This window comes from Pseudomonas savastanoi, from assembly GCF_020917325.1.
Lineage (GTDB): Bacteria > Pseudomonadota > Gammaproteobacteria > Pseudomonadales > Pseudomonadaceae > Aquipseudomonas > Aquipseudomonas amygdali.
Genome location: NZ_CP076652.1, coordinates 4,481,390 through 4,506,437 on the forward strand (window position 1 = coordinate 4,481,390; position 25,048 = coordinate 4,506,437).

19 protein-coding genes and 3 pseudogenes are annotated in these 25,048 nt (G+C 55.7%); 8 read left to right on the forward strand and 14 right to left on the reverse strand.

Annotated elements, in window-relative coordinates:
• Positions 1-92: 92 nt before the first annotated feature.
• Together KP808_RS18970 and KP808_RS18975 are read left to right on the forward strand one after the other, a co-directional pair.
• Positions 93-851, forward strand: a complete 759-nt coding sequence (locus tag KP808_RS18970; protein ID WP_219169923.1) for an SDR family oxidoreductase — start codon at positions 93-95, stop codon at positions 849-851.
• 698 nt (positions 852-1,549) lie between these two features.
• Positions 1,550-1,987 carry a DUF3757 domain-containing protein gene (locus KP808_RS18975; protein WP_057403679.1) on the forward strand — a complete coding sequence of 146 codons (438 nt, stop codon included), beginning with the start codon at positions 1,550-1,552 and terminating at the stop codon, positions 1,985-1,987.
• A gap of 56 nt (positions 1,988-2,043) precedes the next feature.
• Here the strand turns inward: KP808_RS18975 and KP808_RS25985 are convergent.
• The 11 genes and pseudogenes from KP808_RS25985 to KP808_RS19020 form a co-directional block, all read right to left on the reverse strand.
• A pseudogene (locus KP808_RS25985) lies at positions 2,044-2,121 on the reverse strand (DUF1349 domain-containing protein); the annotation flags it as partial.
• Positions 2,122-2,927: 806 nt separating this feature from the next.
• Positions 2,928-3,503 carry a DUF1349 domain-containing protein gene (locus KP808_RS18980; RefSeq protein ID WP_016980518.1) on the reverse strand — a complete coding sequence of 192 codons (576 nt, stop codon included), beginning with the start codon at positions 3,501-3,503 and terminating at the stop codon, positions 2,928-2,930.
• Positions 3,504-3,742: 239 nt separating this feature from the next.
• A pseudogene (locus KP808_RS18985) lies at positions 3,743-4,252 on the reverse strand (type IV secretion protein Rhs); the annotation flags it as partial.
• A 145-nt stretch (positions 4,253-4,397) separates the two neighbouring features.
• On the reverse strand, positions 4,398-4,967 hold the full coding sequence (locus tag KP808_RS18990) for an imm11 family protein (protein ID WP_230016675.1): 570 nt from the start codon (positions 4,965-4,967) through the stop codon (positions 4,398-4,400).
• Positions 4,960-5,313: an AHH domain-containing protein gene (locus tag KP808_RS26235; protein WP_371875243.1), complete on the reverse strand. Its 354-nt coding sequence runs from the start codon at positions 5,311-5,313 to the stop codon at positions 4,960-4,962. Before KP808_RS26235 ends, KP808_RS18990 begins: the two co-directional genes overlap by 8 nt.
• Before the next feature lie 18 nt (positions 5,314-5,331).
• Positions 5,332-6,372 (reverse strand): annotated as a pseudogene (locus KP808_RS18995) (RHS repeat domain-containing protein); the annotation flags it as partial.
• Positions 6,373-6,628: 256 nt separating this feature from the next.
• On the reverse strand, positions 6,629-7,237 hold the full coding sequence (locus KP808_RS19000) for an SMI1/KNR4 family protein (protein WP_230016676.1): 609 nt from the start codon (positions 7,235-7,237) through the stop codon (positions 6,629-6,631).
• Positions 7,237-8,745, reverse strand: coding sequence for an RHS repeat-associated core domain-containing protein (locus tag KP808_RS19005; RefSeq protein WP_230016677.1), 1,509 nt, complete (start codon positions 8,743-8,745; stop codon positions 7,237-7,239). The genes KP808_RS19000 and KP808_RS19005 overlap by 1 nt, the downstream gene beginning before the upstream one ends.
• 94 nt (positions 8,746-8,839) lie before the next feature.
• Positions 8,840-9,097 (reverse strand): DUF6386 family protein, encoded by a 258-nt coding sequence (locus KP808_RS19010; protein ID WP_057402438.1) that lies wholly within the window; start codon positions 9,095-9,097, stop codon positions 8,840-8,842.
• 426 nt (positions 9,098-9,523) lie between these two features.
• Entirely contained in the window at positions 9,524-9,829 is a 306-nt protein-coding gene (locus KP808_RS19015) for a hypothetical protein (protein WP_057402436.1), read from the reverse strand.
• A 10-nt stretch (positions 9,830-9,839) separates the two neighbouring features.
• Entirely contained in the window at positions 9,840-14,045 is a 4,206-nt protein-coding gene (locus KP808_RS19020; protein ID WP_230016678.1) for an RHS repeat-associated core domain-containing protein, read from the reverse strand.
• 532 nt (positions 14,046-14,577) lie between these two features.
• Between KP808_RS19020 and KP808_RS19025 the strand changes: the two genes are divergently transcribed.
• Together KP808_RS19025 and KP808_RS19030 are read left to right on the forward strand one after the other, a co-directional pair.
• The gene (locus KP808_RS19025) at positions 14,578-15,123 is read left to right on the forward strand and encodes a BRO-N domain-containing protein (protein ID WP_230016679.1); all 546 of its coding nucleotides are present in this window, start codon (positions 14,578-14,580) and stop codon (positions 15,121-15,123) included.
• 75 nt (positions 15,124-15,198) lie between these two features.
• Positions 15,199-15,933: an SDR family NAD(P)-dependent oxidoreductase gene (locus KP808_RS19030; RefSeq protein WP_230016680.1), complete on the forward strand. Its 735-nt coding sequence runs from the start codon at positions 15,199-15,201 to the stop codon at positions 15,931-15,933.
• Between the two features lies 1 nt (position 15,934).
• Here the strand turns inward: KP808_RS19030 and KP808_RS19035 are convergent, their stop codons facing one another.
• Together KP808_RS19035 and KP808_RS19040 are read right to left on the reverse strand one after the other, a co-directional pair.
• Positions 15,935-16,813 carry a carboxylate/amino acid/amine transporter gene (locus KP808_RS19035; protein ID WP_230016681.1) on the reverse strand — a complete coding sequence of 293 codons (879 nt, stop codon included), beginning with the start codon at positions 16,811-16,813 and terminating at the stop codon, positions 15,935-15,937.
• 41 nt (positions 16,814-16,854) lie between these two features.
• Positions 16,855-17,094: a hypothetical protein gene (locus KP808_RS19040; RefSeq protein WP_230016682.1), complete on the reverse strand. Its 240-nt coding sequence runs from the start codon at positions 17,092-17,094 to the stop codon at positions 16,855-16,857.
• On the opposite strand from KP808_RS19040, the gene KP808_RS19045 reads away from it, so the two are divergent.
• Complete coding sequence (locus KP808_RS19045) at positions 17,081-21,913, forward strand: M10 family metallopeptidase C-terminal domain-containing protein (RefSeq protein WP_230016683.1); 4,833 nt, start codon at positions 17,081-17,083, stop codon at positions 21,911-21,913. The genes KP808_RS19040 and KP808_RS19045 overlap by 14 nt on opposite strands.
• 302 nt (positions 21,914-22,215) lie before the next feature.
• On the opposite strand, the gene KP808_RS19050 is transcribed toward KP808_RS19045, so the two are convergent.
• Entirely contained in the window at positions 22,216-22,530 is a 315-nt protein-coding gene (locus tag KP808_RS19050) for a hypothetical protein (RefSeq protein WP_058400105.1), read from the reverse strand.
• 67 nt (positions 22,531-22,597) lie between these two features.
• Here KP808_RS19050 and KP808_RS19055 point away from each other — a divergent pair, with 67 nt between their 5' ends.
• The 3 genes from KP808_RS19055 to KP808_RS19065 all read left to right on the forward strand — a co-directional run bounded on the left by KP808_RS19055 (position 22,598) and on the right by KP808_RS19065 (position 25,025).
• Positions 22,598-23,521, forward strand: a complete 924-nt coding sequence (locus KP808_RS19055; RefSeq protein ID WP_058408524.1) for a LysR family transcriptional regulator — start codon at positions 22,598-22,600, stop codon at positions 23,519-23,521.
• 13 nt (positions 23,522-23,534) lie between these two features.
• On the forward strand, positions 23,535-24,323 hold the full coding sequence (locus tag KP808_RS19060; protein WP_230016684.1) for an alpha/beta fold hydrolase: 789 nt from the start codon (positions 23,535-23,537) through the stop codon (positions 24,321-24,323).
• Between the two features lie 138 nt (positions 24,324-24,461).
• Positions 24,462-25,025 (forward strand): peptidylprolyl isomerase, encoded by a 564-nt coding sequence (locus KP808_RS19065; protein ID WP_058408526.1) that lies wholly within the window; start codon positions 24,462-24,464, stop codon positions 25,023-25,025.
• Positions 25,026-25,048: the final 23 nt, after the last annotated feature.

Below are 25,048 nucleotides of genomic sequence, written 5' to 3' on the forward strand. Positions count from 1 at the left end.
TTTTCCTTGATTGGATTGCTAAGCGGACACCTGTCCGGTAATGTCCTTCAAGTGGACAAGTGTCCGCTTAAGCATTATTTCCGGAGTTTACTATGAACGGCACTGGCAATACGATTCTGGTTACTGGCGGCACCTCAGGCATAGGCCTCGGGCTGGCCCTCAGGCTTCAAAAAGCGGGCAACACTGTCATCATCGCGGGACGTCGCAAGGCTCTTCTCGACAAGATTGTGTCAGAACATCCAGGTATCGAGTCGATATTGCTGGACGTCTCCGATACACAATCAATCCAGCGCAGCAGCGAGGCGCTTGCGATCAGCCACCCGCATCTGAACGTTCTCATCAACAACGCAGGCATCATGCACTGGGAGGATCTGACTGATCCGCAATACCTGAGCACAGCCGAAGATATCGTGACAACCAACTTACTCGGCACTATTCGCATGGTGTATGCATTCACGCCACAGTTGATCAAGCAGCCCAGTGCAACGATCGTGAATGTCAGTTCGGCGTTGGCATTCGTTCCGCTGCCTGCGACACCAACCTACAGCGCAACCAAAGCGGCCGTTCATTCGTTCACTCAAAGTCTTCGAGTGCAGCTAGAGGGCTCGCCGATCGAGGTTATCGAGCTTGCACCACCGGGTGTACGCACCACATTGCTCGGGCAGGAAAATGACGAGCACGCGATGCCTCTGGAAGAGTTTCTGGATCAAATCTTCGACCTGCTCGAGATCTCTCCGACCCCGTCAGAACTTATAGTGGAGCGCGCCAAGCCATTGCGCTTCGCCGAAGCAAGCGGTGCCCATGATGAGGTATTGAAAATGCTTGCAGGGTACAAACCACCGGCACAATGATATTAACCACGTGAGTGGCGGCTGATGCTATCGCTGTCGGCAAATGCATTTGCTTGCCCAGCGGCTCAGCTCGCCTCTCATGCTGAAACATTGTGCACAGGGGCATGCGGGGTGGCTGTCGACAGTGTTCGAACCAGCGGTGCTGCGCCTAACATGACCGCCACCACGTTCAATCGATGATGGGTTCTTAATTGTCAGCAACCTAATGGGACCGGTGCGCGTACTGTGCCCATTTTTCTTCGTGCTAGAAAGTCGGCGGGCCTCGGCGTTTTTTGTAGTGCTGATGGCTGGCATTGGTTTGCCAGCGTGTCACCAAGCGCAAAGGCGCAATCGCGCACCTTATCGAATGGTCGGTCGAGTTATTCCGCAAAGAAAATAGTCAGCGATGAGAGACCTCCGCCAGCCCATTATCCGAATATAAGCAGCGCCATTTCCTACAAACAATTAAGGCCTGAAGGCACAGACAGGAAACAGCCTGGCAACTAAGATAGCCCTACCTAAATTGCATATGGTCAAGTAACTGCCGAAATACAGACATCTTTAGTAACGAGACAACATGCAACACAGTTGCTGCCACGCATCCGATAGAAACATGTAACCCACTAGCGAATCCAAAAAGTTTACCGCCTAACCACGCAAAAAAACCGCACGCAAGCCTACACACATCAAGAATTGAGTTTTTCAATTAAAGGAATATCATGAAAAAAGTATTAATCAGCGCCGCAATTGCTACCTGCCTGCTGGGCATGTCCCTGACCTCTCAAGCGGCGGAAAACTGCCCTACCGTCGCGAAGATCGAGCAGGTCTCACCCGGTGTATACCGGGCGAGCGGCAATGACGGCGAGTGGACCGGCGTGCTGCAAGGCGTTGTAAAAAAGAAAATGCCTGTGCAGTCCTTTGAACTGGCCATCGCTATTCAAGAGAGCGCAGACGCGCCTCAGATGCTGCAATACTGTACCTACAACATCGGTGGGCGCGAGATGCTGGACATGCGCTTTACCGCTAAAAACAATAAGGATTTCACTGTGAAAACTGCAGGCGGTACCTGGAAAAAAGAAAATGGTTTTTTGGGTCTCGTCTATAACGTATGTGAAAAAACATCACCTGAAAACTGCAAGTTCACCGTTGTTAAGTAAAACAAGGTGAGCATGTCGCTCTTCAGCGGGCCTGCAATGGCCGGCTGAAGAGTCACTCACGTCAGATCATGCAAATCCTTGCCCAGCGCAGGCATGACCTCGAAATGAGAGAACACCACCTCCAGCGCAGCCCGTCGCTGGAGTGCTGAATACGCAGCACATGCAATGAGTGGTGAAACCATTCGCCAACGAGATACCTGGCACATGCTTCACGTGCACCACGGTATGGGTATGATTACGGTGAAGCCAGCGGGGCGTTTCAGTATAGGCCTGTTAAAGCCCACACTCCTTCCTTACAGGCTCGACCATGAGCGAAGCTGGCGGCTTCCCTGTCTGCCGATCTATCACCGCTAACGAACATTGGCCGTCGAAAGCTGACGGAGTCACCTTATAGGTCGCTCCCTCCTTAGGAATGAAGCTGCTGACGTTCAAACAGCTTATCTGCACCCAAGTCCGGTTGCGATCCTCTAGTCGTTTGACCCCTACAATGAGTGAATTCAGATAAATGCGTTTCTCGGGCTTAATCAGAAAGCGATTCTTTTCAGGGTCGGTTTGAGAGACACCACCCAGAGCGCCGGTCTCATCTGTGTCTTGGCAACGACTATCGTAGTAAGCCCAGTACCCTTGAAACCCTTCGTGGAGAAAGTCAGTTTTACCCCACGCGGCCTCTATCGTGGCGTGGGGCTCCGTCAACTTAGCTTGCTGATAGTGGCCCACACATCCGGTAAGAAAAGCCACGCAAAAAATCAGGACAGGTCTATTCAAGGTCACACCAAGGCAAAGAGGAAAAACACCTGAGGGTATCGACTGCTCATAGTTAAACTACAGCTACTTTCTGTAGAAAGTTAAGGCTGAGGAATCAGAACTATGCACAACTGAGGTCCGAAGGTAGACCTATGCGCAGCCAGCAGTGGCCGGTAAGAGCCTACCGGTAAGCAACTCACGTCAGATCATGCAAATCCTTACCCAGTGCAGGCATGACCTCGAAATGAGAGAACACTACCTCCAGCCCTCCCCGCTCCGGGCTGCAGCACATTGGGCCTACGGCATAAGACTCACTCACGGGAAATGGTGCCAGGCGCAGCAGCGGCCAGCGCAGCCCGTCGCTGGAGTGCTGAATACGCATAACGCCCTTGGCGACGGTGACTCGCAGCCAGACGCAGGATGACGACTCATCAAACGCACCAGTCGCCCAATCCGATTGCCCGCAGGTCAGAACGCTGCCCAGCATCAGGGCTCCGTCGCTGACTTCAACGCCGGTTTTGACCCAGTTGCGCTCGTCAATGCGGACCATCAAGCCCGCCTGATCGTAAAGCGTCTTGAAATCCCCCTGCACATGCACTTGCGCAGTGAAATCACCGGTCACCGAAACACCCAGAAAATGACCGGTGTCGCGGCAGAAGCCGTAGTGCGTCTGCTGCCAGAAATCGGTTTGCGGGTCTGTGGTGACTGTCAGGCGCTCTTCCGCCACGTTCCAGTGTCGGGGTTGGTTCAGCCAGATGCCTTTGTCGAACATGTTGCCTCCAGTGTGAACTGCATGCCGAGGACAGATTACTTACCAGATCGCCAGCAGCTATTTTCGTACCATACAGAAATTCTACAGGGCAACATTACTCAGTGGCTGATCATCAAGGCCTGCCCTGAGCTCTCCCGTTGGGGCATGCGGGTTTGCCTTGGTCGGTTTTATAACCATTGGCAAGGCCATATAGCCCGCACCCTGATAACGCATGCTGTCCTTATACTCCGCTACGGTTCTAGGCGAATGGCCTTGTCGTATTCGTAGGTGATAGTTTGCCCTTTGGCATCCTGTCGCCATTTGGGCAGGCCACGGCCGTTGCGCAGCAGTTGGGTAGTCTGGCCCTTGCCGTCGGTGTGGGTCAGGACCTGGCCCAGTTCGTTGTAGGTAAAGGTCTCGTGGGTGCCGTCCGGGTGGTTGATGCGCAGCACTTCGCCGTCGGGTTTGCGTTCCAGCGTGGTGGTGTTGTTCAGTGCATCGGTGACGGCCACCAAGTGGTGGCGCTCGTCATAGCGGTAATGAGTGCTTTTGCCCGAACAGTCCTGAAAGCGCTGCACTTGCGCCAGGTTGTTCCACCACAGGTATTTGGACTTGAGCGTCGGGTCGACGATGGTGTGCGGCAGGCCGTCCTCACCGTTGAGGTATTCGGTCTTGTCGCCCAGCGCATCGATCTCGGCGACGAGATTGCCTTTGGCGTCGTAGCGGGCTTTCCAGGTACTGCCGTCGGGGTAATCGACCTGAGGGATAAGATGATGGTATTGATTTTTGAATTAACTACCTAATGAAGCAAGAAAGCTAGTGGCTGAGGCAAGGTTGGCAGCCACTAACGTTGATTATTTTTTATTAAAGAGCACTAGATTCTGACGTCAGCAAAACGAGACTGATCCATAGACGTCAGGCCTTGGAAAGACTCTTTTTGAATTCTAAACCACGCACTTCATTAAGCTCGCATATTTCCTTAAAGCGAGCGGAAGCTAACATAGTTGTAAAATCTTCATCCGCCCTAAAAACATCTACCAACATATCAATATCATCCCTCAGAAAAATCTCAGTATACTTTTGAGGGCCATCTGGCAGATAGCTCAAAATTGGCTCGCTTTTAGATTTCTCTTTATCAAATACGCTGAGCGTTGAAGTTATATTGAAAACTTTATAGCCGTCATATTTCTTTCCACCCATGTAGATGTCTGCATCAAGAAATTGAACACCCATAATCTTGGCATCCAATAATAACTGATGAAGCCTGGAGCTAATAAAATTAGGTCCGTCGCTGAAAAAAAAATCATACTTAAGAACCTTGTCAATACTAGCTCTTGAAGTCAGCGTAAACTCAATTAACAACTCCTCATTTACCTCCACCCCAGTCTTTAGGAGAATTGAGTCTTGACCTGTCAAAATCTTGCTCTTAAACCAATAGCTTTCTGGATAAGATTCAGATATTTTCAGAATAAAGATTTTAGCCACAAGCAACACCTCTTACAGACGCAGAATTTAACATCGTAGTGCCAGAACGCAGTCCTTTACGCTCAGCAGCGATAATCTGATTTACTGCTTTGTCATAATCACCCTTGGTCCAACCGTTTTCCACTCCATACTTATGAACCGAATCAAGCTGTTGTTCAACAGAAGTAGTATAGTCTGCGTGAGAGCCTCGATGAATCGTTCTGGTAGGATGACTTTCAGCATATTTAGGTAAGTAGATAATATTTGAGACTTTGTGAATGTTCATTCCTGCTGCCTTAATAGCATTGTGACCTGCTAATTGCTGAGGAATTATATGGTGCTTTTGAAAGCCCGAAAGAGCTTGCATAGTATTATAGGTAACCCACCCTAACGGATCAATCCAACCGATAGGACTGGGCGCATACTGATATAAATTAAACCCACCCAACAACCCAATCGGATCCTGCGTAATAAACCGCCCAATCTCCGGGTCATAATACCGAAACGTGTTGTAGTGCAGCCCCGTCTCGACATCAAAATACTGTCCCTGAAACCGCAGGTTCTGCTCAACCTCGTTCACCACCAGCTTCTCAACCGCCCCCCAGGCCCGGTACTTCGCCTGCCAGACGATCTGACCTTCGGCATCGGTCATTTCCAGCGGTGTGCCAATCTGGTCGGTATGGAAGTAGTAAACCTTGTTCTCGACTTCGCCTTCTTTCTCGTCAACACGCGCCAGAGGCGCATAGCTTCCGGGCTCGTAAAGGTACAGGCTGTTCTGGCCTGGGCTTTCTTCGCGCAGCATGCGCAGGCCTTGCCAGAGGAAGCGCTTGTGGTCGGTGTGGCCTTTGATCTCGGACTGTTTGGCAACGCGTCGGCCCAGGCTGTCGTATTGGTAGCTACTGGTGCTTTCCACCTGCGTGTCGGCCATGGTTTCGGTTTTGACCAGGCGGTTTTCGCAGTCGTAGGTGAAGGTCTGCCAGCGCACGATGCCGACGACTTTTTCGATCAGGTTGCCCCAGGCGTCGTATTTGTATTCGTGGTTCGCCCATTGTCTGAGGCGGTTGTCTTTGACGTGGTCGAAGCGGCTGGTGTTGAAGTTGAGGCGGTTGGCGGCGGCGTCGTAGCGGAACTCTTCGCCGTCGACCACTCGGCCGGTGTTGCGCGCCAGCAACTGGCCGTTGGCTTCGTATTCGTACTGGGTTTCGCCGCGCAGTTTGTCGAGGGTACGGCTCAGTTCGCCGGCCGGGTCGTATTCGTAGCGGCAGTGGACCGGGTTGTAGGCGTGTTCGACATAGCGTTCTGGTTTTATGAGCGGGTTCTGAATCTGCGACAGCTTTTCGGCGGGCAGGGTGGTTGCATACTGCCAGGCCTTGCGGCCCATGCTGTCGTAGCCGAAGCAGCTCGTGAGTTTGCCTTGGGGGCGATAGCCCCAATACTCATGTCTCTGATCAGTTGGTGTTTAGGATTAAACTGTCTTATTAAAGCCACTGCCAAGCTACGATTAAAAATAAAACGATATCTTTAAGAAGGAATAAATCTAAGTTTTTAAAGATCGCTAGCATTACTTATTCAAAATAAGGTGAGCTAGTCGGTATTTATGTAATTTTTTACTTTTATGGATTAAGTGTGAAAAATCAATAAAAATTTATTTTGAGTCCGCATGTTAGTGCTAGCTTTTGAAATCAGGGTTTTGATGAGAATCTAACAAATTTCCTGTGTAAGTCTAATGCGGATTTATACTTAATAAGTTTCACATTTTCCGAGATGATCTCTTCTTTTTTTTCTAGTTTTTTAGTTAGCAGTGCTATTGAATAGTCTAAATTAAAATCTTTTTTAATTTTCAGTACGTCAGATGCTGACGGCTTGATCTCTGCGACTGAAACTATGTTGCCACTATCACTATCACTATCACTATCACTATCTGCATCAGCCATCACGTAGGCAGTTAGCTTTTCAATGGAGTCAAATACTTCAGCGTCATTAATAAAGGGATCTCCAGACCCTATAAAGTAGAATTTTTCCAAGCCTTTTTTGGGGATTAATATTAATCCGCCTCCAGAGTCATCTCCAATCAAAATGTACTCGGGGAAATTTATATCTATTTCATATGTTTTGTTACGCTCGACAATTTGATCAATAGGATAAATTACGATTTGATCTTCTAATACCGCCCCATTGCATTCAGACCAAAATGTTCTCAACCAGTTTTTTTCTGAGATCCCTAACTCTTTGCAGACGGATTCTATTTCATTTACGTTGGCAGGGCTGTTCTTTTCAGTGAAGGATATCATTAGTCAAATGCTCCCAAGGAGTCGAAGTATTTATATGATCTGCTCGCAGCTTTCTTTGCTACGCTAGGACTAACTCCAGAGTCTATTAGCTCTTTGTATGCGGTTCCAAACTCTTCCTTAATGGTGCCGTTAAATCCGCCCAATCTGCGTCTGGTTCGTTGAAGTGATGAAACAATAGCGTGTGATTCTCCAGAGGAGCTTTTTAATAAAACTGCTGGCGCTGCGTTACGCTTATATCCTGCTACATTCCTCTTTGCCCACTCATCCTGAATAAAGTGGTGTGACTGAACTGATTTATCACTTGGGATGTTTTTATTACCAGGCGCTCTGTTTACGCCCGGTGATAAATTGCCATGGGTATCGACATCACCTGATTTATAGCCCCCCGGACGATTGCAAGCCCAGCCCCATGGATCAACCCATGCTGTGGGATTTGGAACATATTTGTAAAGGTTATCCCCCCCATCCAACCCAATCGGATCCTGCGTTATAAACCGCCCAATCTCCGGGTCATAATACCGAAACGTGTTGTAGTGCAGCCCCGTCTCGACATCAAAATACTGCCCCTGGAACCGCAGGTTCTGCTCAACCTCGTTCACAACCAGCTTTTCCACCGCCCCCCACGCCCGGTACTTCGCCTGCCAGACGATCTGCCCTTCGGCATCGGTCATTTCCAGCGGTGTACCGATCTGGTCGGTGTGGAAGTAGTAAACCCTGTTCCCTACCTCGCCCTCTTTCTCATCAACACGGGCCAGCGGCGCATAGCTGCCGGGCTCATAAAGGTACAGGCTGCTCTGGCCGGGGCTTTCTTCGCGCAGCATGCGCAGGCCTTGCCAGAGGAAGCGTTTGTGGTCGGTGTGGCCTTTGATCTCGGACTGTTTGGCAACGCGTCGGCCCAGGCTGTCGTATTGGTAGCTACTGGTGCTTTCCACCTGCGTGTCGGCCATGGTCTCGGTTTTGACCAGGCGGTTTTCGCAGTCGTAGGTGAAGGTCTGCCAGCGCACGATGCCGACGACTTTTTCGATCAGGTTGCCCCACGCGTCATATTTGTATTCGTGGTTTGCCCACTGTTTGAGGCGGTTGTCTTTGACGTGGTCGAAGCGGCTGGTGTTGAAGTTGAGTCGGTTGGTGGCGGCGTCGTAGCGGAATTCTTCGCCGTCGACCACGCGGCCGGTGTTGCGCGCCAGCAATTGGCCGTTGGCTTCGTATTCGTACTGGGTTTCGCCGCGCAGTTTGTCGAGGGTGCGGCTCAGTTCGCCGGCCGGGTCGTATTCGTAGCGGCGGTGGACCGGGTTGTAGGCGTGTTCGACATAACGCTCTGGCTTTATGAGCGGGTTCTGGATTTGTGACAGTTTTTCAGCAGGCAGGGTTGTGGCGTACTGCCACGCTTTGCGCCCCATGCTGTCGTAGCCGAAGCAACTGGTCAGCTTGCCTTGGGTGCGGTAGATCTCGCGATGAAGATCGTCGCGCTCCATGTCGCTGATCAACTGGCCTACAACAAGAGACATGTAGCGCAGGTTCGCCCAGACACCGTTTCTTAAAGCCTCTGACCTCGTTCTTTAAGAAGCGGCAACCGAGCTCAACTGTAAAACCACCAAGTTTTTAAAAAGCAGTAATCCGACATACTCGCCTAGCCGGATAGTACCCACAGGATGTGACATTCTTTTGATAGGTCGTCAGTATTTCGACATCATACCTTCCATCCTGGCCGAGGCCAAAGCAAGCAATGTTTCCTTTGTTTGTTTCAAGTAGCTCATCTTCTGCAATACTCCACCAATCGCAGGTATCTTCCACCCTGTGTTTGAGGGCGTCGAGATCGAATACCGCAAGTGTGACGGTGTCCGTAAAGAAAAAAACCATCAGTATAGGCCTTTTAGGAAGGCGTGGTTAGCATGTACGAATATCAAATTCTGACAGTTCAGGTGGGTGAGAGCATAGGCTATCTATTTACGTAAAAGGTAGCCATCACTGTTCAAGCTGTATTAACAAAAAATAAGTCTTGGCAGGAGCCATCGCCTTTTCGAGGGTCTCCATCCTTCAGATACGGCTTACGGTGGGAGATAATCACCCGAATCCGCTGTAATCGCGGCAGGAGGCGCCGCGCCGGTCTTTGTTGTAATGAATCTCAAATTTACGCCCAAGCATATCGACTGCTCACGATGTACGCTGTTTGAAGTCGTAACGGCAATCGAAATACTCACTATCGATTATCCCGTGCTCAACAACGCCAGTCTTGAACGTACGGCGATGAAGATCAATCCACTGAACTATTCAGTTGTGTACTGCTTATTCAAATAGCTCATATGCTTTTTCTTGTAGTGCTATTCCAATATCTTCGTATCTTTGAGTTTCGCTTTCATTGTAAAAGTCATCCGAGACATTGAAGTTGACATATATGTCAACGAAAGCTAGTGCTATCCTTTTGGGGATAATGTCTTTTTCACTGTAGTAGCTAATTATAAAGTCAATGGCTGAAAATAACTCAGCAACTTCTTTTTCAGAAACTTTGGCCCTAGTCCGTATTTTTACTGGAATAGAGTCTGCTCCCAAGAGTCTTGCATCGATCAGATCAACGGCGATTTCAGCGTTCATATTTATTACCTTAGCAAATAGTGATCTTGCTTGATGGAACATGCCCTTCGACTAATATTTCTCTTGATGCCGCCGCATAGTGAGCGGCTGGACCTTTCAGTCCCGCCGAGGTAGCCTTGTCAGGAGTAGAAATATCTACAATACTTTTGTTACCGTGGCTGTCGTGTACTACATCATCAGTATCAAAGCTTACAGTGGTTTGTCCCGCTCCTTTATACTTATTTATAACTTCCATGTCTGTGGTCGTAGAGACATACTGAGATCCTTTGAAGTTAGGTGAGCTGCCGTTGCGAACATGGCCCGCGGGTGACATGCCTCTTCCAGGGTTTTTGGCAGAGATACCGTCGCTTACAAGCTCGTCTGGTCTTAGGTTCCGGTATACCTTTACCCAGCCAATGGGGTCTATCCAGCCTGTAGAGTTTGGAGCGTATATGTATAAATTAAACCCACCCAACAACCCAATCGGATCCTGCGTTATAAACCGCCCAATCTCCGGGTCATAATACCGAAACGTATTGTAGTGCAGCCCCGTCTCGACATCAAAATACTGCCCCTGAAACCGCAGGTTCTGCTCAACCTCGTTCACAACCAGCTTCTCAACCGCCCCCCAGGCCCGGTACTTCGCCTGCCAGACGATCTGACCTTCGGCGTCGGTCATTTCCAGCGGTGTGCCGATCTGGTCGGTGTGGAAATAGTAAACCTTGTTCTCTACCTCGCCTTCTTTTTCATCCACGCGCGCCAGCGGCGCATAGCTGCCGGGCTCGTAGATATACAGGCTGCTCTGTCCCGGGCTTTCTTCGCGCAGCATGCGCAAGCCTTGCCAGAGGAAGCGTTTGTGGGCGGTCTGGCCTTTGATCTCGGATTGTTTGGCGACTCTTCGGCCCAGGCTGTCGTACTGGTAGCTACTGGTGCTTTCCACCTGCGTGTCAGCCATGGTCTCGGTTTTGACCAGGCGGTTTTCGCAGTCGTAGGTGAAGGTCTGCCAGCGCACGATGCCGACGGCTTTTTCGATCAGGTTGCCCCACGCGTCGTATTTGTATTCGTGGTTCGCCCACTGTTTGAGGCGGTTGTCTTTGACGTGGTCGAAGCGGCTGGTGTTGAAGTTGAGGCGGTTGGCGGCGGCGTCGTAGCGGAATTCTTCGCCGTCGACCACGCGGCCGGTGTTGCGCGCCAGCAGCTGGCCGTTGGCTTCGTATTCGTACTGGGTTTCGCCGCGCAGTTTGTCGAGGGTGCGGCTCAGTTCACCGGCCGGATCGTATTCGTAGCGGCGGTGGACCGGGTTGTAGGCGTGTTCGACGTAGCGCTCTGGCTTTATGAGCGGGTTCTGAATCTGCGACAGTTTTTCTGCAGGCAGGGTTGTGGCGTACTGCCAGGCCTTGCGGCCCATGCTGTCGTAGCCGAAGCAACTGGTGAGTTTGCCCTGGGTGCGGTAGACCTCGCGGTGCAGGTCGTCGCGTTCCATGTCGCTGATCAGTTGGCCATCGAGGTTGAGCTGATGCAGATGACCGCTGCCGTAATACAGGTGGTTCAGATGCTGGCCGGTAGGAAGGGTAAGGGTGGTCAGGTTGCTGAGTGGATCGTACTCGTAGGCCAGCGCGCCTTGCGGCGTGGTCTCTGTGGTCAGTCGCCCCAGCAGGTCGTAAGCGAATTCCAGTTTCTCGGCGGTGACGCCCAGTTTTCTGCCGGTATCCGTCGGTTTGCGCTCGATTGACAGCAGTCGGTCACCGTCGTCATAGGCGTAGTCCTGACGCGCGTCGTCGTTGAGTTTGGCCAACAGGCGACCAATCGGGTCGCGCTCCAGGTGGGTGCTGCGCCGTGGCTGTTCGCCTTTCTCACCGTAGCCAATTTCCTCGACCTGTGTCAGGTGTCCGCCGAGGTTGTAGCTGAAGCGGCGGGTCAGGTTGTCGATGCGTTTTTCTTCGATCAGACGGTCTGCGTCGTCGTAGGCAAAGCGATAGGTCGCATCGTTTTCGTTGGTCAGGGCGACGAGGCGAATGGCCTTGTCGTATTCGTAGGTGATGGTTTGCCCTTTGGCATCCTGTCGCCATTTGGGCAGGCCACGGCCGTTGCGCAGCAGTTGGGTAGTCTGGCCCTTGCCGTCGGTGTGGGTCAGGACCTGGCCCAGTTCGTTGTAGGTAAAGGTCTCGTGGGTGCCGTCCGGATGGTTGATGCGCAGCACTTCGCCGTCGGGTTTGCGTTCCAGCGTGGTGGTGTTGTTCAGGGCATCGGTGACGGCCACCAGATGAAGGCGCTCGTCATAGCGGTAATGAGTGCTTTTGCCCGAACAGTCCTGAAAGCGCTGCACTTGCGCCAGGGTGTTCCACCACAGGTATTTGGACTTGAGCGTCGGGTCGACGATGGTGTGCGGCAGGCCGTCCTCACCGTTGAGGTATTCGGTCTTGTGGCCCAGTGCGTCGATCTCGGCGACGAGGTTGCCTTTGGCGTCGTAGCGGGCTTTCCAGGTACTGCCGTCGGGGTAATCGACCTGAGTGATCAGCGTGGTCAGGTGGTGGTACTGGTAACGAATGCTGCGGCCCAGCGGATCGGTTTCCTTGAGCAGCCGGGCGAACTCGTCGTATTCGAAGGTCAGCTGGTTGCCGTCGGGCAGCGTCAGGCCGGTCATGTTGCCGGTGTCGTCCAGCTCGATGGCGTAGTGATCGCCGCTGTAGTCGCGGCTCGAGGTGACGCGGTGGTCCTTGTTGTAGTGAATCTCCAGCTCGCGTCCCAATACATCGGTGACCCACGTAGTACGGGCCTCGAGGTCGTAGCGGAAGAGGAAGTGCTCGCCGTCGCTGGTCTGGTGTTCTACGACACGTGGCTGGCCGTCGATGGTTTCCCAACGGTACTCGCAGGTCAGGCCCAGTGCGTTGCTGTGGCGGGTCATGACGCCGTCGGTGTAGCTGAAGCGGCGCACGGAATCGCCGTTGCGGTTGAACACTTCACTCAACTGGCCGTTGCTGTCGTAGCGGTACTGCACCAGTGTTTCGACGGCCTCGTGGTTGACGATGCGCTTGACCGAGTCGAGGCGTGTAGTCACTTCGTCGTAATGCAGGTGCACGCGCACGCCGCCCGTGGCGCTGATGTCGGTCAACGTGCCTTGTTCGGTGCGGGTGAAATGCAGGAACTGGCCCAGTGCGTTTTCGATACGGTCCAGCGGGACCGGCTTGTTGTCGCCGGGCACTTCGCCGAAGTAGAAGAAGATGTTGTCCAGCGTCTGCAGCAGGTAGTGACCGCCTTGTGTGCAGACCAGATACACCTGTTCGTGAGGGTTGTAGATACGCTGGCCCGGCGCGATGTCCACGAACGGAACCGTACGGCCCTGGTTGTCTGTGAGGTAAACGAAGCTGCCGTGCTTGCGCAGGCTTTGTTCCCACGGCAGCACCCAGCCTTTGCCGAGTACGCTGTCGACATCCAGGTTGCTGGCGTAAAAGCGCGACCACTCGATGGGCATCAGGCCGGGCAGACTGAAGTCGATTTCGTCTGGAATCAGTTTGCGCCCAGTGGTGGTGTCGACCGGGTTGCCGGTCATGCCACCGATGGCACTGCGCACGACCGGTTCGACCACATAGCGGCTGGCGACTTCGCCGCCCACAAAGCCTGCGGTGAATTTCAATGCGCAGGGCAGCACGGCTTTCATGCCCGCCTGCGTCCCGGCCTTGATCAGTTGGGCAATACCGCCCGCCGCGCCGGCCACCGCCATCAGCACATCGACGGTGGTGCGCAGCCAGCCAGGAATTTCATCGTCTACCGGCAGGTAGCGGTATCTGCCGCCGCCGATGAACACGTTGTTGGAGCCGCTGGAGATGGTCGCGCCGCAGGTGAGTTTGTCACCCTTGCGCGCCGCCGCCACGCTGTTGATGAAGACGTTGGTCGAGCCTTCGGCAATCCTGATCGGCCCCGGATGCTTCTCGCAGGCACCGATGCTTTTTTCAACATGCGCCGCCTTGCGGTTGTTGATGTACACATTGGGCGAGGCCGTGAGAATCGTACCGGAGGGGGAGGAAAACATACTCCCTATGGCCTCTCCTGCGGCGGTGAGCAGGCTACCTCCGACGCCTGCTGCAAGTCCTGCCAGAAGAGCCACGCCGAACCCGCACGTGAAGGTCGCGATCGCCACCGTCGCGATGAGCGCAATACCGAGCACAGCTCCGATCAGGAAGCCTCCCAGGGCGCTGGAGTGTGATATTTCGTCACCGAAGCGTGCTGCTTCAAACATCGCGCCTACTCCCGCCAGACCGTAGCAGAAGAAACAATGAGGCAACCCGATGGGCTGATGATGTATTGCGGCATTTGATAGTCCATGTACGTTGTCTGTCCTTGAACTCTATTGGTCTACGGTCGGTCAGCGTCAGGCCAACTTCATCTATTGCGACATACTTTACGCGACTGACCCAATGGATTTCTGCGACACCGTTCGAAAAAGATACAACAATCGCATCGTGCCTACCCAAAAAAATGCCGTTTCCTACGCTTCAACCCCACACCCTTGCCACCCTACCCTCACCACGCTAACCTCCCCGCCGTTCGCTGCAAAATCAGCGGCCGGATTTAGCGATCCGTTCTATCCAGGCGTGTCAGCGCCCCACCCACTGCTTCGAGCCAGACTTGAGGCACGTGCTATGGCGGCTGTACGTCGGAGACCTTCGGGTCTGCCGGTTTCCTGGATACCGGTTCGCTAACCTTCGTACAGCTGCCACCCATTCGTTTAGCGACGTCTTGTGGCAGTCTCATATCCAGGAGCTGCACCCATGTTCACCGTAACCCCCTGTGTGCCACAAACACCCCACTTCGAAGCCACCCTCTTCCTCCGTCACAGCCGCATGCTGCGCGCCATTTTTACCGACGCGCAAGCATGGTTTTGCCTCGCAGACCTCGCCCGTCTGATGGGCAAGGCGCTGGACGAGCGTGCCACGCTCAAGCTTGATGCCGATCAGCATCGCGAGGTCTGGTTGCAGGCCAATGGCGAATGCCAGCGGCAGCTGATGATCAGTGAATCCGGCGTGCTGGCGTTGCTGGTTCATCATTACGTGCCGGAGAACCGCGCGCTGCGTCAGTGGCTGACGCATGAGGTGCTTACGGTGCTGCATGATCAGCAGAGCGTGACGCTGGATAACCCCAGAATGAGCCAGTTGCAGTGGCCGGGCGCCTCGCTGAGCGTGCTGCACTGGCGCAGTGAAACCTGGATTCGCTTGCGGGACATGCCGACTGTGGTGACCGAAGCAACACCCCGGCCGAAGCGGGCGCTGTGGCGCAGGGTCTTGAAGCGGATTAGCCACAAGCGTTCTGCGGCCTGACACCGGACAAACAGCGTTGACACCCCGCCCGCCAAAAAACATGATGCATCCACCCTCAAAAACCGGAACGCACTCATGAGCGACAAGAAAAAGCTGTTGCTGACTGGCGCAAGCCGGGGGATTGGTCATGCCACGGTCAAGCATTTCAATGCCGCGGGCTGGGAAGTGTTCACGGCGTCCAGGCAGAACTGGGTGGATGACTGTCCGTGGGCTGAAGGTCTGCTCAACCATATTCACCTGGACCTGGAAAACATCGACAGCGTCAGCGAGAGCATGGCGGCGATCAAGGACAAGCTCGGCGGGCGGCTCGATGCGCTGGTGAACAATGCAGGGGTTTCGCCGAAGACGGCGGAAGGCGGTCGCATGGGCGTTTTGGAGTCTGATTACAGCACCTGGATCAAGGTCTTCAACGTCAACCTGTTCTCCACGGCGCTACTGGCTCGCGGGCTGTTTGACGAGTTGAAGGCAGCCAAGGGCAGCATCATCAATGTCACCTCGATTGCCGGCTCGAAGGTTCACCCGTTTGCCGGGGTCGCCTATGCCACTTCCAAGGCGGCCCTGTCGGCGCTGACCCGGGAAATGGCTTTCGATTTCGGCCCGCACGGGATACGGGTCAATGCCATCGCACCGGGCGAAATCGATACGTCGATCCTGTCACCCGGCACTGCGGAAATTGTCGAGCGGCTGGTGCCGATGCACCGACTGGGCAAGCCCGAGGAAGTCGCTTCGCTGATCTATTTCCTGTGTACGGCTGGCGCGTCCTACGTGAACGGTGCGGAGATTCACGTCAACGGCGGTCAGCACGTCTGATTCAACGCGTGCCGGAAACGCTCTCCGGCACACGCCGCACGCCCAGGCGACTGATCCATACCGACGCCACAATCACCCCGCCGCCGATCAGCAGGCGGGTGAAGTCCTCATGCTGGTTCCAGATCAGCAGATTGATCAACAGCCCCAGCGGCACATGCAGGTTATTCATGACTGCCAGTGTGCCGCCATTGACCATGCACGCGCCTTTATTCCACCAGTACATGCCCAGCGCCGTCGAACACAGGCCGAGGAATAGCAGCACGATCCATTGGGTCGGCGCTTCGGGCAGGTGTTGCGGGTTGCCGAACATCAGGAACGCGGGCAATACCACCGCCAGCGCGCCCAGGTAGAAGTAGCCGAAACGTCGGTAATGCGGCAGATCGCTGGGGTGGCGCGCCACCAGATGTTTGTACAGCACCTGCCCGGCGGCGTAGGTGAAGTTGGCCAGTTGCAGTAGCAGAAAACCGCCGAGGAAGTCGCCGTCCAGGCCGTCGTAACGAATCACGCCCGCACCCAGCACAGCGACCATCGCCGCGAGCAAGGCCCAAGGGTTGAAGCGCCGGTTCAGCGCGTCTTCGATCAGCGTCACGTGCAGTGGCGTGAGGATGGTAAACAGCAACACTTCGGGCACGGTCAGCACCCTGAAACTCAGGTACAGGCAGACATACGTCACGCCAAATTGCAGCGCGCCGATCAGCAGCATGCCCCGCATGAACTGCGGTTCGACCTGACGCCAGCGGGTCAGCGGGATGAATACCAGACCGGCGAGCACCACGCGGATCAGCACCGCGAAATAACTGTCGACGTGCCCGGCCAGATAGACACCGATCAGGCTGAACGAAAAAGCCTGAATCAGTGTGACGATAAGTAGATAACCCATGCCTGCCCCCATTTTTGAAGGGCGCGACCATAGCGGCTGCGTCACTCACTGTCCACTCGACGGCCGCCGCTTTTTGACGCCAACCCGTCGCCGCGCCCCGCGTTACCCGTCACAAATATGACAGCCGCATTATTGACGCACATGTCGTCGGTTTCGACGAAAATATAGCCCATATCAAGCAACTTTTCCTGAACAAAAGGTCTTATCATCCGGACGCTGCAATATTGACTAAATTCATCCACATTCGTCGCCGCCTGGAGTAACACCATGATATTAAACACAAAAGACTTCGGAGCAGTGGGCGACGGCGTCACTGACGATACGGCCGCCATTCAGGCAACTATTGATGCGGCTGCAGCGGCGGGTGGTGGGGAAGTTGTGCTGGCAGCCGGGACCTACATTGTCTCCGGTGGCGAGGAGCCTTCCGACGGCTGCCTGATGCTCAAAAGCAACGTGACCCTGTCGGGCGCGGGCATGGGCGAGACAGTCATCAAGCTTGCGGATGGCTCGGACACAAAGGTCACCGGCATCGTGCGTTCCGCCTACGGCGAAGAGACCCACGACTTCGGCATGAAAAATCTGACACTGGACGGTAACCGTGACGCCACCACCGGCAAGGTGGACGGCTGGTTCAACGGTTACATTCCAGGCTCTGACGGCAAGGATTCGAACGTTACGCTCGACAGCGTCGAGATCAAGGACTGCTCGGGCTACGGCTTCGACCCGCACGAGCAGACCGTCAACATGGTCATCAAAAACAGCGTGTCGCATGGCAACGGCCTGGACGGCTTCGTGGCCGATTACCTGAGCGACAGCGTGTTTGAAAACAACGTTGCGTATAACAACGATCGTCACGGCTTCAACGTGGTGACCAGCACTCACGATTTCACCCTGAGCAACAACGTTGCCTACGGCAATGGCAGCACCGGCATCGTGGTGCAGCGCGGCAGTGAAAACATCCCCTCGCCTGCCAATATCACCATCACCGGCGGCGCGGTCTATGGCAACGGTGCTGAAGGCGTGCTGATCAAGCTGTCCAGTCAGGTCTCTGTCAGTGGCCTGGACATTCACGACAACGGCAATGCCGGTGTGCGCATCTACGGCAGTTCCGGGGTGGATGTGTTTGATAACACCCTGAGCAACAACTCCCTCGGCGCCCCGGTGCCGGAGATTATCATCCAGTCTTACGACGACACCTCGGGTGTTTCCGGCAAGTATTTCAACGGCAGCGACAACCTGATCCGTGGCAACACGATCACCGGCAGCGACAACTCCACCTACGGCGTTGCCGAGCGCAACGAAGACGGCACCGATCGCAACAGCATCGTCGGCAACACCATCAGCCACACCAGCAAGGGGCTGACCCTGGTGTATGGCGATGGCAGCTTTGCGGGCGATGCGTTCCCGCTGGTGACCGTCAATGGCACCGAGGCCAACGACGTCATCAACGGTGGCGCGGCCCACGAAATGATCTTCGGCCTGGCGGGCAAGGACACCTTGAACGGCGGTGCGGGTGACGACATCCTGATTGGCGGTGCGGGAGCCGACAAGCTCACCGGCGGCGCGGGTGCCGATACTTTTCGCTTCGATCAACTGACCGACAGCTATCGTACGGCGACCACCAGCGCCACCGATCTGGTCACTGACTTCGACGTCAGCCAGGACCGCATCGACCTTTCAAACCTGGGCTTCAGCGGGCTGGGCAGCGGCAAGGGCGGCACGCTGAATATCAGCTATAACGCCACACTTGATCGCACTTACGTCAAATCACTCGACGCCGATGCCAGCGGCAACCGGTTCGAACTGGGCCTGAGCGGCAACCTGAAAGACACGCTCAATGCCAGCCATTTCATCTTCCAGCGGGTCATCGAAGGCACTGCGGGCGGCGATACGCTGACCGGCACTGACGGCAATGACTTGATCAACGGTAACGCCGGTACGGACCGTATCGATGGCGGCGCGGGCGCAGACACGATCACCGGTGGAGCCGATGCCGACACCCTGACCGGTGGGGCGGGCGCGGACCTGTTCATCTACAACTCGCGCCTGGACAGCTACCGCAATTACACCGCCAGCGGCACCAAGCAGAGCGACACGATCACCGACTTCAACCCGGCCGAAGACCGCATCGACCTGTCCAGCATCGGCCTGCGCGGCCTGGGCGATGGCAGCGCCAACACCATTTACCTGTCCGTCAATGCCGACGGCAGCAAGACCTACATCAAGACCGATGCGGTCGACAGCACAGGCAATCGCTTCGAGATCGCCTTGCAAGGCAATCTGGCCGACAAACTGAGCGCGTCCAACTTCATCTTCTCTACAGCCTCAGCCGCCAATCAGGCGCCAGTGCTCAATACGCCGCTGATGGACCAGAACGTCACCGAGCTGAAAGCGTTCTCCTACGCAGTACAGCCGGGCAGCTTCAGCGACCCGGACAGCAACACGCTGACCTACAGCGCGACCCTGGCCGATAACAGCGCCCTGCCCGAATGGTTGAAGTTCGACAGCAAGACTCTGACCTTCAGCGGCACACCGGGCGGCACGGCATCGGGGCTTTATTCGGTATTGCTGACCGCGAGCGACGCCACCGGCGCGTCGGTCGCCGACAGTTTTGCCATCAATGTGGGCAACGTCACGCCGGGGACCCTCACTGGCACCGAGAACGCCGAGGCGCTGTATGGCACCGAAGGCAACGACACGATTCTGGGCCTGGGCGGTGACGACACGCTGCGCGGCGATACCGGCGCCGACATCATTAACGGTGGCGCAGGACGCGACGCCCTGTACGGAGGAGCCGATGCCGACACGTTCGTCTACAGCGCACTCACCGATAGCTACCGCGATTACGACGCTGGCGGGCTGACCGCCACCGACACGATCTATGACTTCACCCCCGGCCAGGACAAAATAGACGTTTCTGCTTTGGGTTTCCTGGGGCTGGGCAACGGCGAAGATCACACGCTGTACATGACCCTCAACGAAACGGGCGACAAGACTTACATCAAGTCCGCCACGGCGGATGCCGACGGCAATCGCTTCGAAATCGCCCTGAGCGGCAACCTGATCGACACCCTGACCGATGCGGACTTCGTGTTCGGCCAGCGCGAGGCTCAGGAGATTCTCTATCTGCCGACGCTGGGCCAGTCCAACGCGCGCCTGCTGCGCATGACCGAAGACGACAATCAGTCCGGCACCTCGGAAATGGTCAAGGACCTGGCCCGTTACACCGATTATGACGTGCGCAGCCAGTTCACCGACGCCAACGGTGATGGCATCGACCTTGCCGTAGGCGGCAGCACCGTGGTCGGCTATTCGACCGGCACGCAGGAAGAACAGCGTGTTTCGTGGTGGCTGGTGGATACCGATCAGCCTGGCCCTGCGCTGCTGCGTGCAACCGAACTGCTCAAGTCGCAACTGACGTCACTAACGGCTATCGACAAAGTGACCACCGGGATTATCTGGGGTCAGGGTGAAGAAGCCGCGCAGGAAATAGCCCGCGCCACGGACAAGCAGGCTGCAGCCGACCTGTACAAAGCCTCGACCCTGAAGGTGTTCGATTACCTGCACGCGCAGATAGGCGACTTCACCGTGTACATGGCCGAAACCGGCCACTATCAGACCGAAGCGGCCAAGGCACGTGGCTACACCGAAGAAAAGATCAACGCTATTGTCGAGGGTGCCGGATACGTCAGAAACGCTCAGGAAGCCATCGCCAATGAGCGTGCCGACGTCAAGCTGGCAGTTGACTACACCGACCTGCCGTTGCGTTACGAGGTCAACCCGCTGGTCTACCCCGATGACGTCTGGCACCTGCACGAAGAGTCCGCCGAAATCGTCGGTCAGCGCCTGGCCGACTTCATTGCCGATGACTTGGGCTTTCGTGGCGATGCCAGCGACAACAACGACCCGGCCGCCATTTTCGAGGGTGGCCAGAACGAAGGCGGCAACATCTTCGGCACCAGTGATGACGACACTCTGGTGGGCAGCGCCGGCAATGACGTGCTGGATGGCGATCAGGGCGCAGATGACATGAGCGGCGGCGATGGCAACGATATCTACGTGGTCGACAACGCTTTCGACACAGTCACCGAAAGCAACGACTCGCCCTCGCAGGTCGACACCGTGGTGTCGTCTGTCAGCTGGACGCTGGGCGCAAACCTGGAAAATCTGGTGCTTACCGGCGTGTCTGCCATCAACGGCACCGGCAACGCCGTGAAGAACGTCATCATCGGCAATGCCAGCAACAACATTCTTGACGGTGCTGCAGGTGCTGACATGATGACCGGCGGCGATGGATCGGACAGTTACTACGTCGACGATGCTGCCGACCGGGTGGTCGAGACCAACGCAGATAAGCAGGTGGGCGGCATCGACACGGTGTTCAGTTCGCTGGCTAGCTACACGCTGGGGGCTAACCTGGAAAACATCGTCATCACCGGCACAGGGGCGGCGAACGCAACTGGTAACGCCCTTGATAACCTGATCTACGCAGGCGCTGGCGACAACGTCATGGACGGTCGTGACGGCAATGACACGGTGTCTTATCTGTTTGCCACGGCAGGCGTTACGGTTGCGCTGAACACCAGCGCTCAACAGGCCACCGGCGGCTCCGGGCTGGACACGCTCAAGGGTACAGAGAACCTGACCGGCAGCCTGTTTGCCGACACGCTGACCGGCAACAAAAACGCCAACGTCCTGAACGGTGGCGATGGCAATGACACCTTGTCCGGCGGCGCGGGTGACGACGTGCTGATCGGCGGGTCAGGCGCTGATACGCTGATTGGCGGCACCGGTGCTGACCGTTACGTGTTCAACAACAGCAACGAGACAGGTCTGGGTGGCCTGCGCGATATCATCAACGGCTTCAAGGCAGCTGAAGGCGACAAGCTGGACTTCACAGGCTTCGATGCCCGACCGCTGACCGATACCCACGATGCGTTCGTGTTCATCGGCAACGCGGCGTTCAGCGCCAACAACACCGGCGAGCTTCGCTTTGCCGATGGGGTGCTGTACGGCAATCTCGATGACAACATCGGCGCGGACTTTGAAATCCAGCTGACCGGCGTGCAGAGTCTGCAAGCGGCCGATATCATCGTCTGATTGCGCTGAGCGTATTGCACAAGTCCTGAGAGCTCGGAATGCCGAGTTTTCAGGCTTCTGCGCGAAGGGCGTGGGAGCGAAGCGGCGACGCTTCACCTGTTCGCGAAGACGGTGTTTCACCCGATGCATTTTCGGCGATCATACCGGCCCTTTCGCGAACAGGTTCGCTCCCACGGTCTCCGGCCAGAATTGCGTACAACGCAACGGCAACGCCGTTATAAAATCGATTTATCGATTAAAGACTTCAACACCCTCGCTCAACCCATCCATAAATTTGTTTTATCCATAAGAGCGCTCTACTCTCAGGCTGGCTGGCAGGTGAGCCTGATTCGCAACTTGATGATGCTGCGATTGAACGTGGATGAAGCGTCGATACTCTGACCTGCGCCAACCTGCACACGCCGGGTTCGCGGCGCCTCTGGCCCGTTGACGAACACCACCGAACATTTGGCGTCTACATCCCCGTAGTTGCTGACGGTGATTGACCCGATGTTGTGATAGACGTCGTGCGTCACGTAATCGATCTTCACGCCCTGATACTGCTTTTCCACCTCGATGGGGTACGCGAAAGCCGGCACAGGCAACATGACCAGCAGTACATAGCACAGTCGATTCATTCGGCGATCTCCAAAACGGGATTGTCAGAGTAGGACAAATAGCCAGCACATTAAGAGGAATTACAGCATGAAAGCGCCCCGCGTGACTCTCGACCAGTGGCGCACATTGCAAGCCGTAGTCGACCACGGTGGCTTTGCTCAGGCCGCCGAGGCGCTGCACCGGTCGCAATCATCAGTGAGTTACACCGTGGCACGCATGCAGGAACAACTCGGCGTGCCATTGTTACGCATCGACGGACGCAAGGCTGTGCTGACCGAGGCCGGTGGTGTACTGCTGCGCCGCTCACGGCAACTGGTCAAACAGGCCAGCCAACTGGAAGACCTCGCCCACCATATGGAACAGGGCTGGGAGGCAGAAGTGCGGCTGGTGATTGATGCGGCCTATCCTTCGGCACGCCTGGTCAGGGCGTTGACCGCATTCATGCCGCAAAGCCGCGGCTGCCGGGTGCGGTTGCGTGAAGAAGTGCTTTCGGGTGTCGAGGAAGTGTTGCTTGAAGGCGTCGCGGACCTGGCCATCAGCGGCTACAGCATTGCCGGGCATCTGGGCACCGAGATGAGCTCGGTCGAGTTCGTCGCCGTCGCGCATCCGGACCACGCCCTGCACCAGGCCAATCGCGAACTGACCTTTCAGGACCTGGAAAGCCAGTTGCAGGTGGTGATTCGCGATTCAGGCAGACAGCAACCGCGGGATTTCGGCTGGCTGGGCGCAGAGCAGCGCTGGACGGTCGGCAGCCTCGGTACAGCCGCCACCTTCGTCAGCAACGGTCTGGGTTTCGCCTGGCTGCCTCGCCACATGATCGAACGTGAACTGCGCGAGGGGCTGCTCAAGCCGCTGCGCCTGGACAAGGGCGGCAGCCGCAACCCGACCTTCTATCTTTACTCCAGCAAGGACAGGTCGCTGGGCCCGGCCACGCAGATTCTGATCGACCTGATCCGCACGTTCGACACCGCACCACTGACCACGGCACTCACTGCTCCCCAACACGCCTGACAGGAGTAGGCACATGGCTTTTTTCGAACACGACGACTGCTCGCTGCACTACGAAGAGTATGGCCGGGGCGAACCCGTCCTGTTGCTGCATGGCCTGGGTTCCAGCTGTCAGGACTGGGAATATCAGATCCCGGCACTGGCCAGGCAATACCGCGTCATCGTCATGGACATGCGTGGCCACGGTCGCTCGGACAAACCCTACGGGCGCTACAGCATTCAGGCCATGAGCAATGACGTGGAGGCGCTGATCGAACACCTTCGTCTGGGTCCGGTACACCTGATCGGCCTGTCGATGGGCGGGATGATCGGCTTTCAGTTGGCAGTCGATCAACCGCACCTGCTCAAGAGCCTGTGCATCGTCAACAGCGCGCCACAGGTCAAGGTCAGAAGCGCAGGCGACCTTTGGCAATTGGCCAGACGCTGGACCCTGTCACGCATCGTCAGCATGCAGACCCTGGGCGAGGCGCTGGGCAAGCTGTTGTTTCCAAAGCCGGAACAGGCCGACCTGCGGCGCAAGATGGCCGAGCGTTGGGGCAAGAACGACAAGCGCGCCTATCTGGCCAGTTTCGATGCCATTGTCGGCTGGGGTGTGGAAAACAAACTGGGGCGCATTACCTGCCCGACGCTGGTCATCGCGGCCGAACACGATTACACACCGGTCTCGCTCAAGGAGGCTTACGTCAAACGCCTGCCCAATGCGCGGCTGGTAGTCATCAACGACTCCCGGCATGCCACTCCACTGGACCAGCCCGAGCAATTCAATCGCACGCTGCTGGAATTCATCGCCAGCATCGGAGTCTGAAAACCTTGTGCAGCCCATCGGTGCGCTGGCTGATGGCATGAAGCCGCGCAAACCCTCTAACACGCTGGGCAAAGAGCGCCAAACGTGGTTACCTTGCCGGTCACAGTCGATATCTCTTACCGAAGGACCTGTTGCCACATGCTGAAAAAAATCGCCCTCACCGCCTGCTCCGTATTGTTCGCTGCCAACCTGATGGCTGCCCCGGATAAAGCCACGCACGTGGTACTCGATACCAGCTTCGGCCAGATTGAAATCGAGCTTGCGGACGCCAAGGCACCGGTCAGCACCCAGAACTTTCTGGGTTACGTCGACAGCGGCTTCTACAGCAACACCATTTTTCACCGTGTGATTCCGGGCTTCATGGTGCAAGGTGGCGGTTTCACCCAGCAGTTGGTTCAGAAGCCGACCAAGGACCCGATCAAGAACGAAGCACAGAATGGTCTGCACAACGTGCGTGGCACCATTGCCATGGCCCGTACTTCGGACGTTAACTCGGCCACCAGTCAATTCTTCATCAACACCAACGACAATGCCATGCTCGACAACGGCACACGTGACTTCGGTTACGCGGTGTTCGGTAAAGTCGTCAAGGGTATGGACGTGGTCGACAACATCGTCAACGCCCGCACCACTACTCAGAAAGGCATGGAAAACGTGCCAATCGACCCGATCCTGATCAAGTCCGCCAAACGCGTCAACTGATCGGGAAACCTGCACCGCATGGA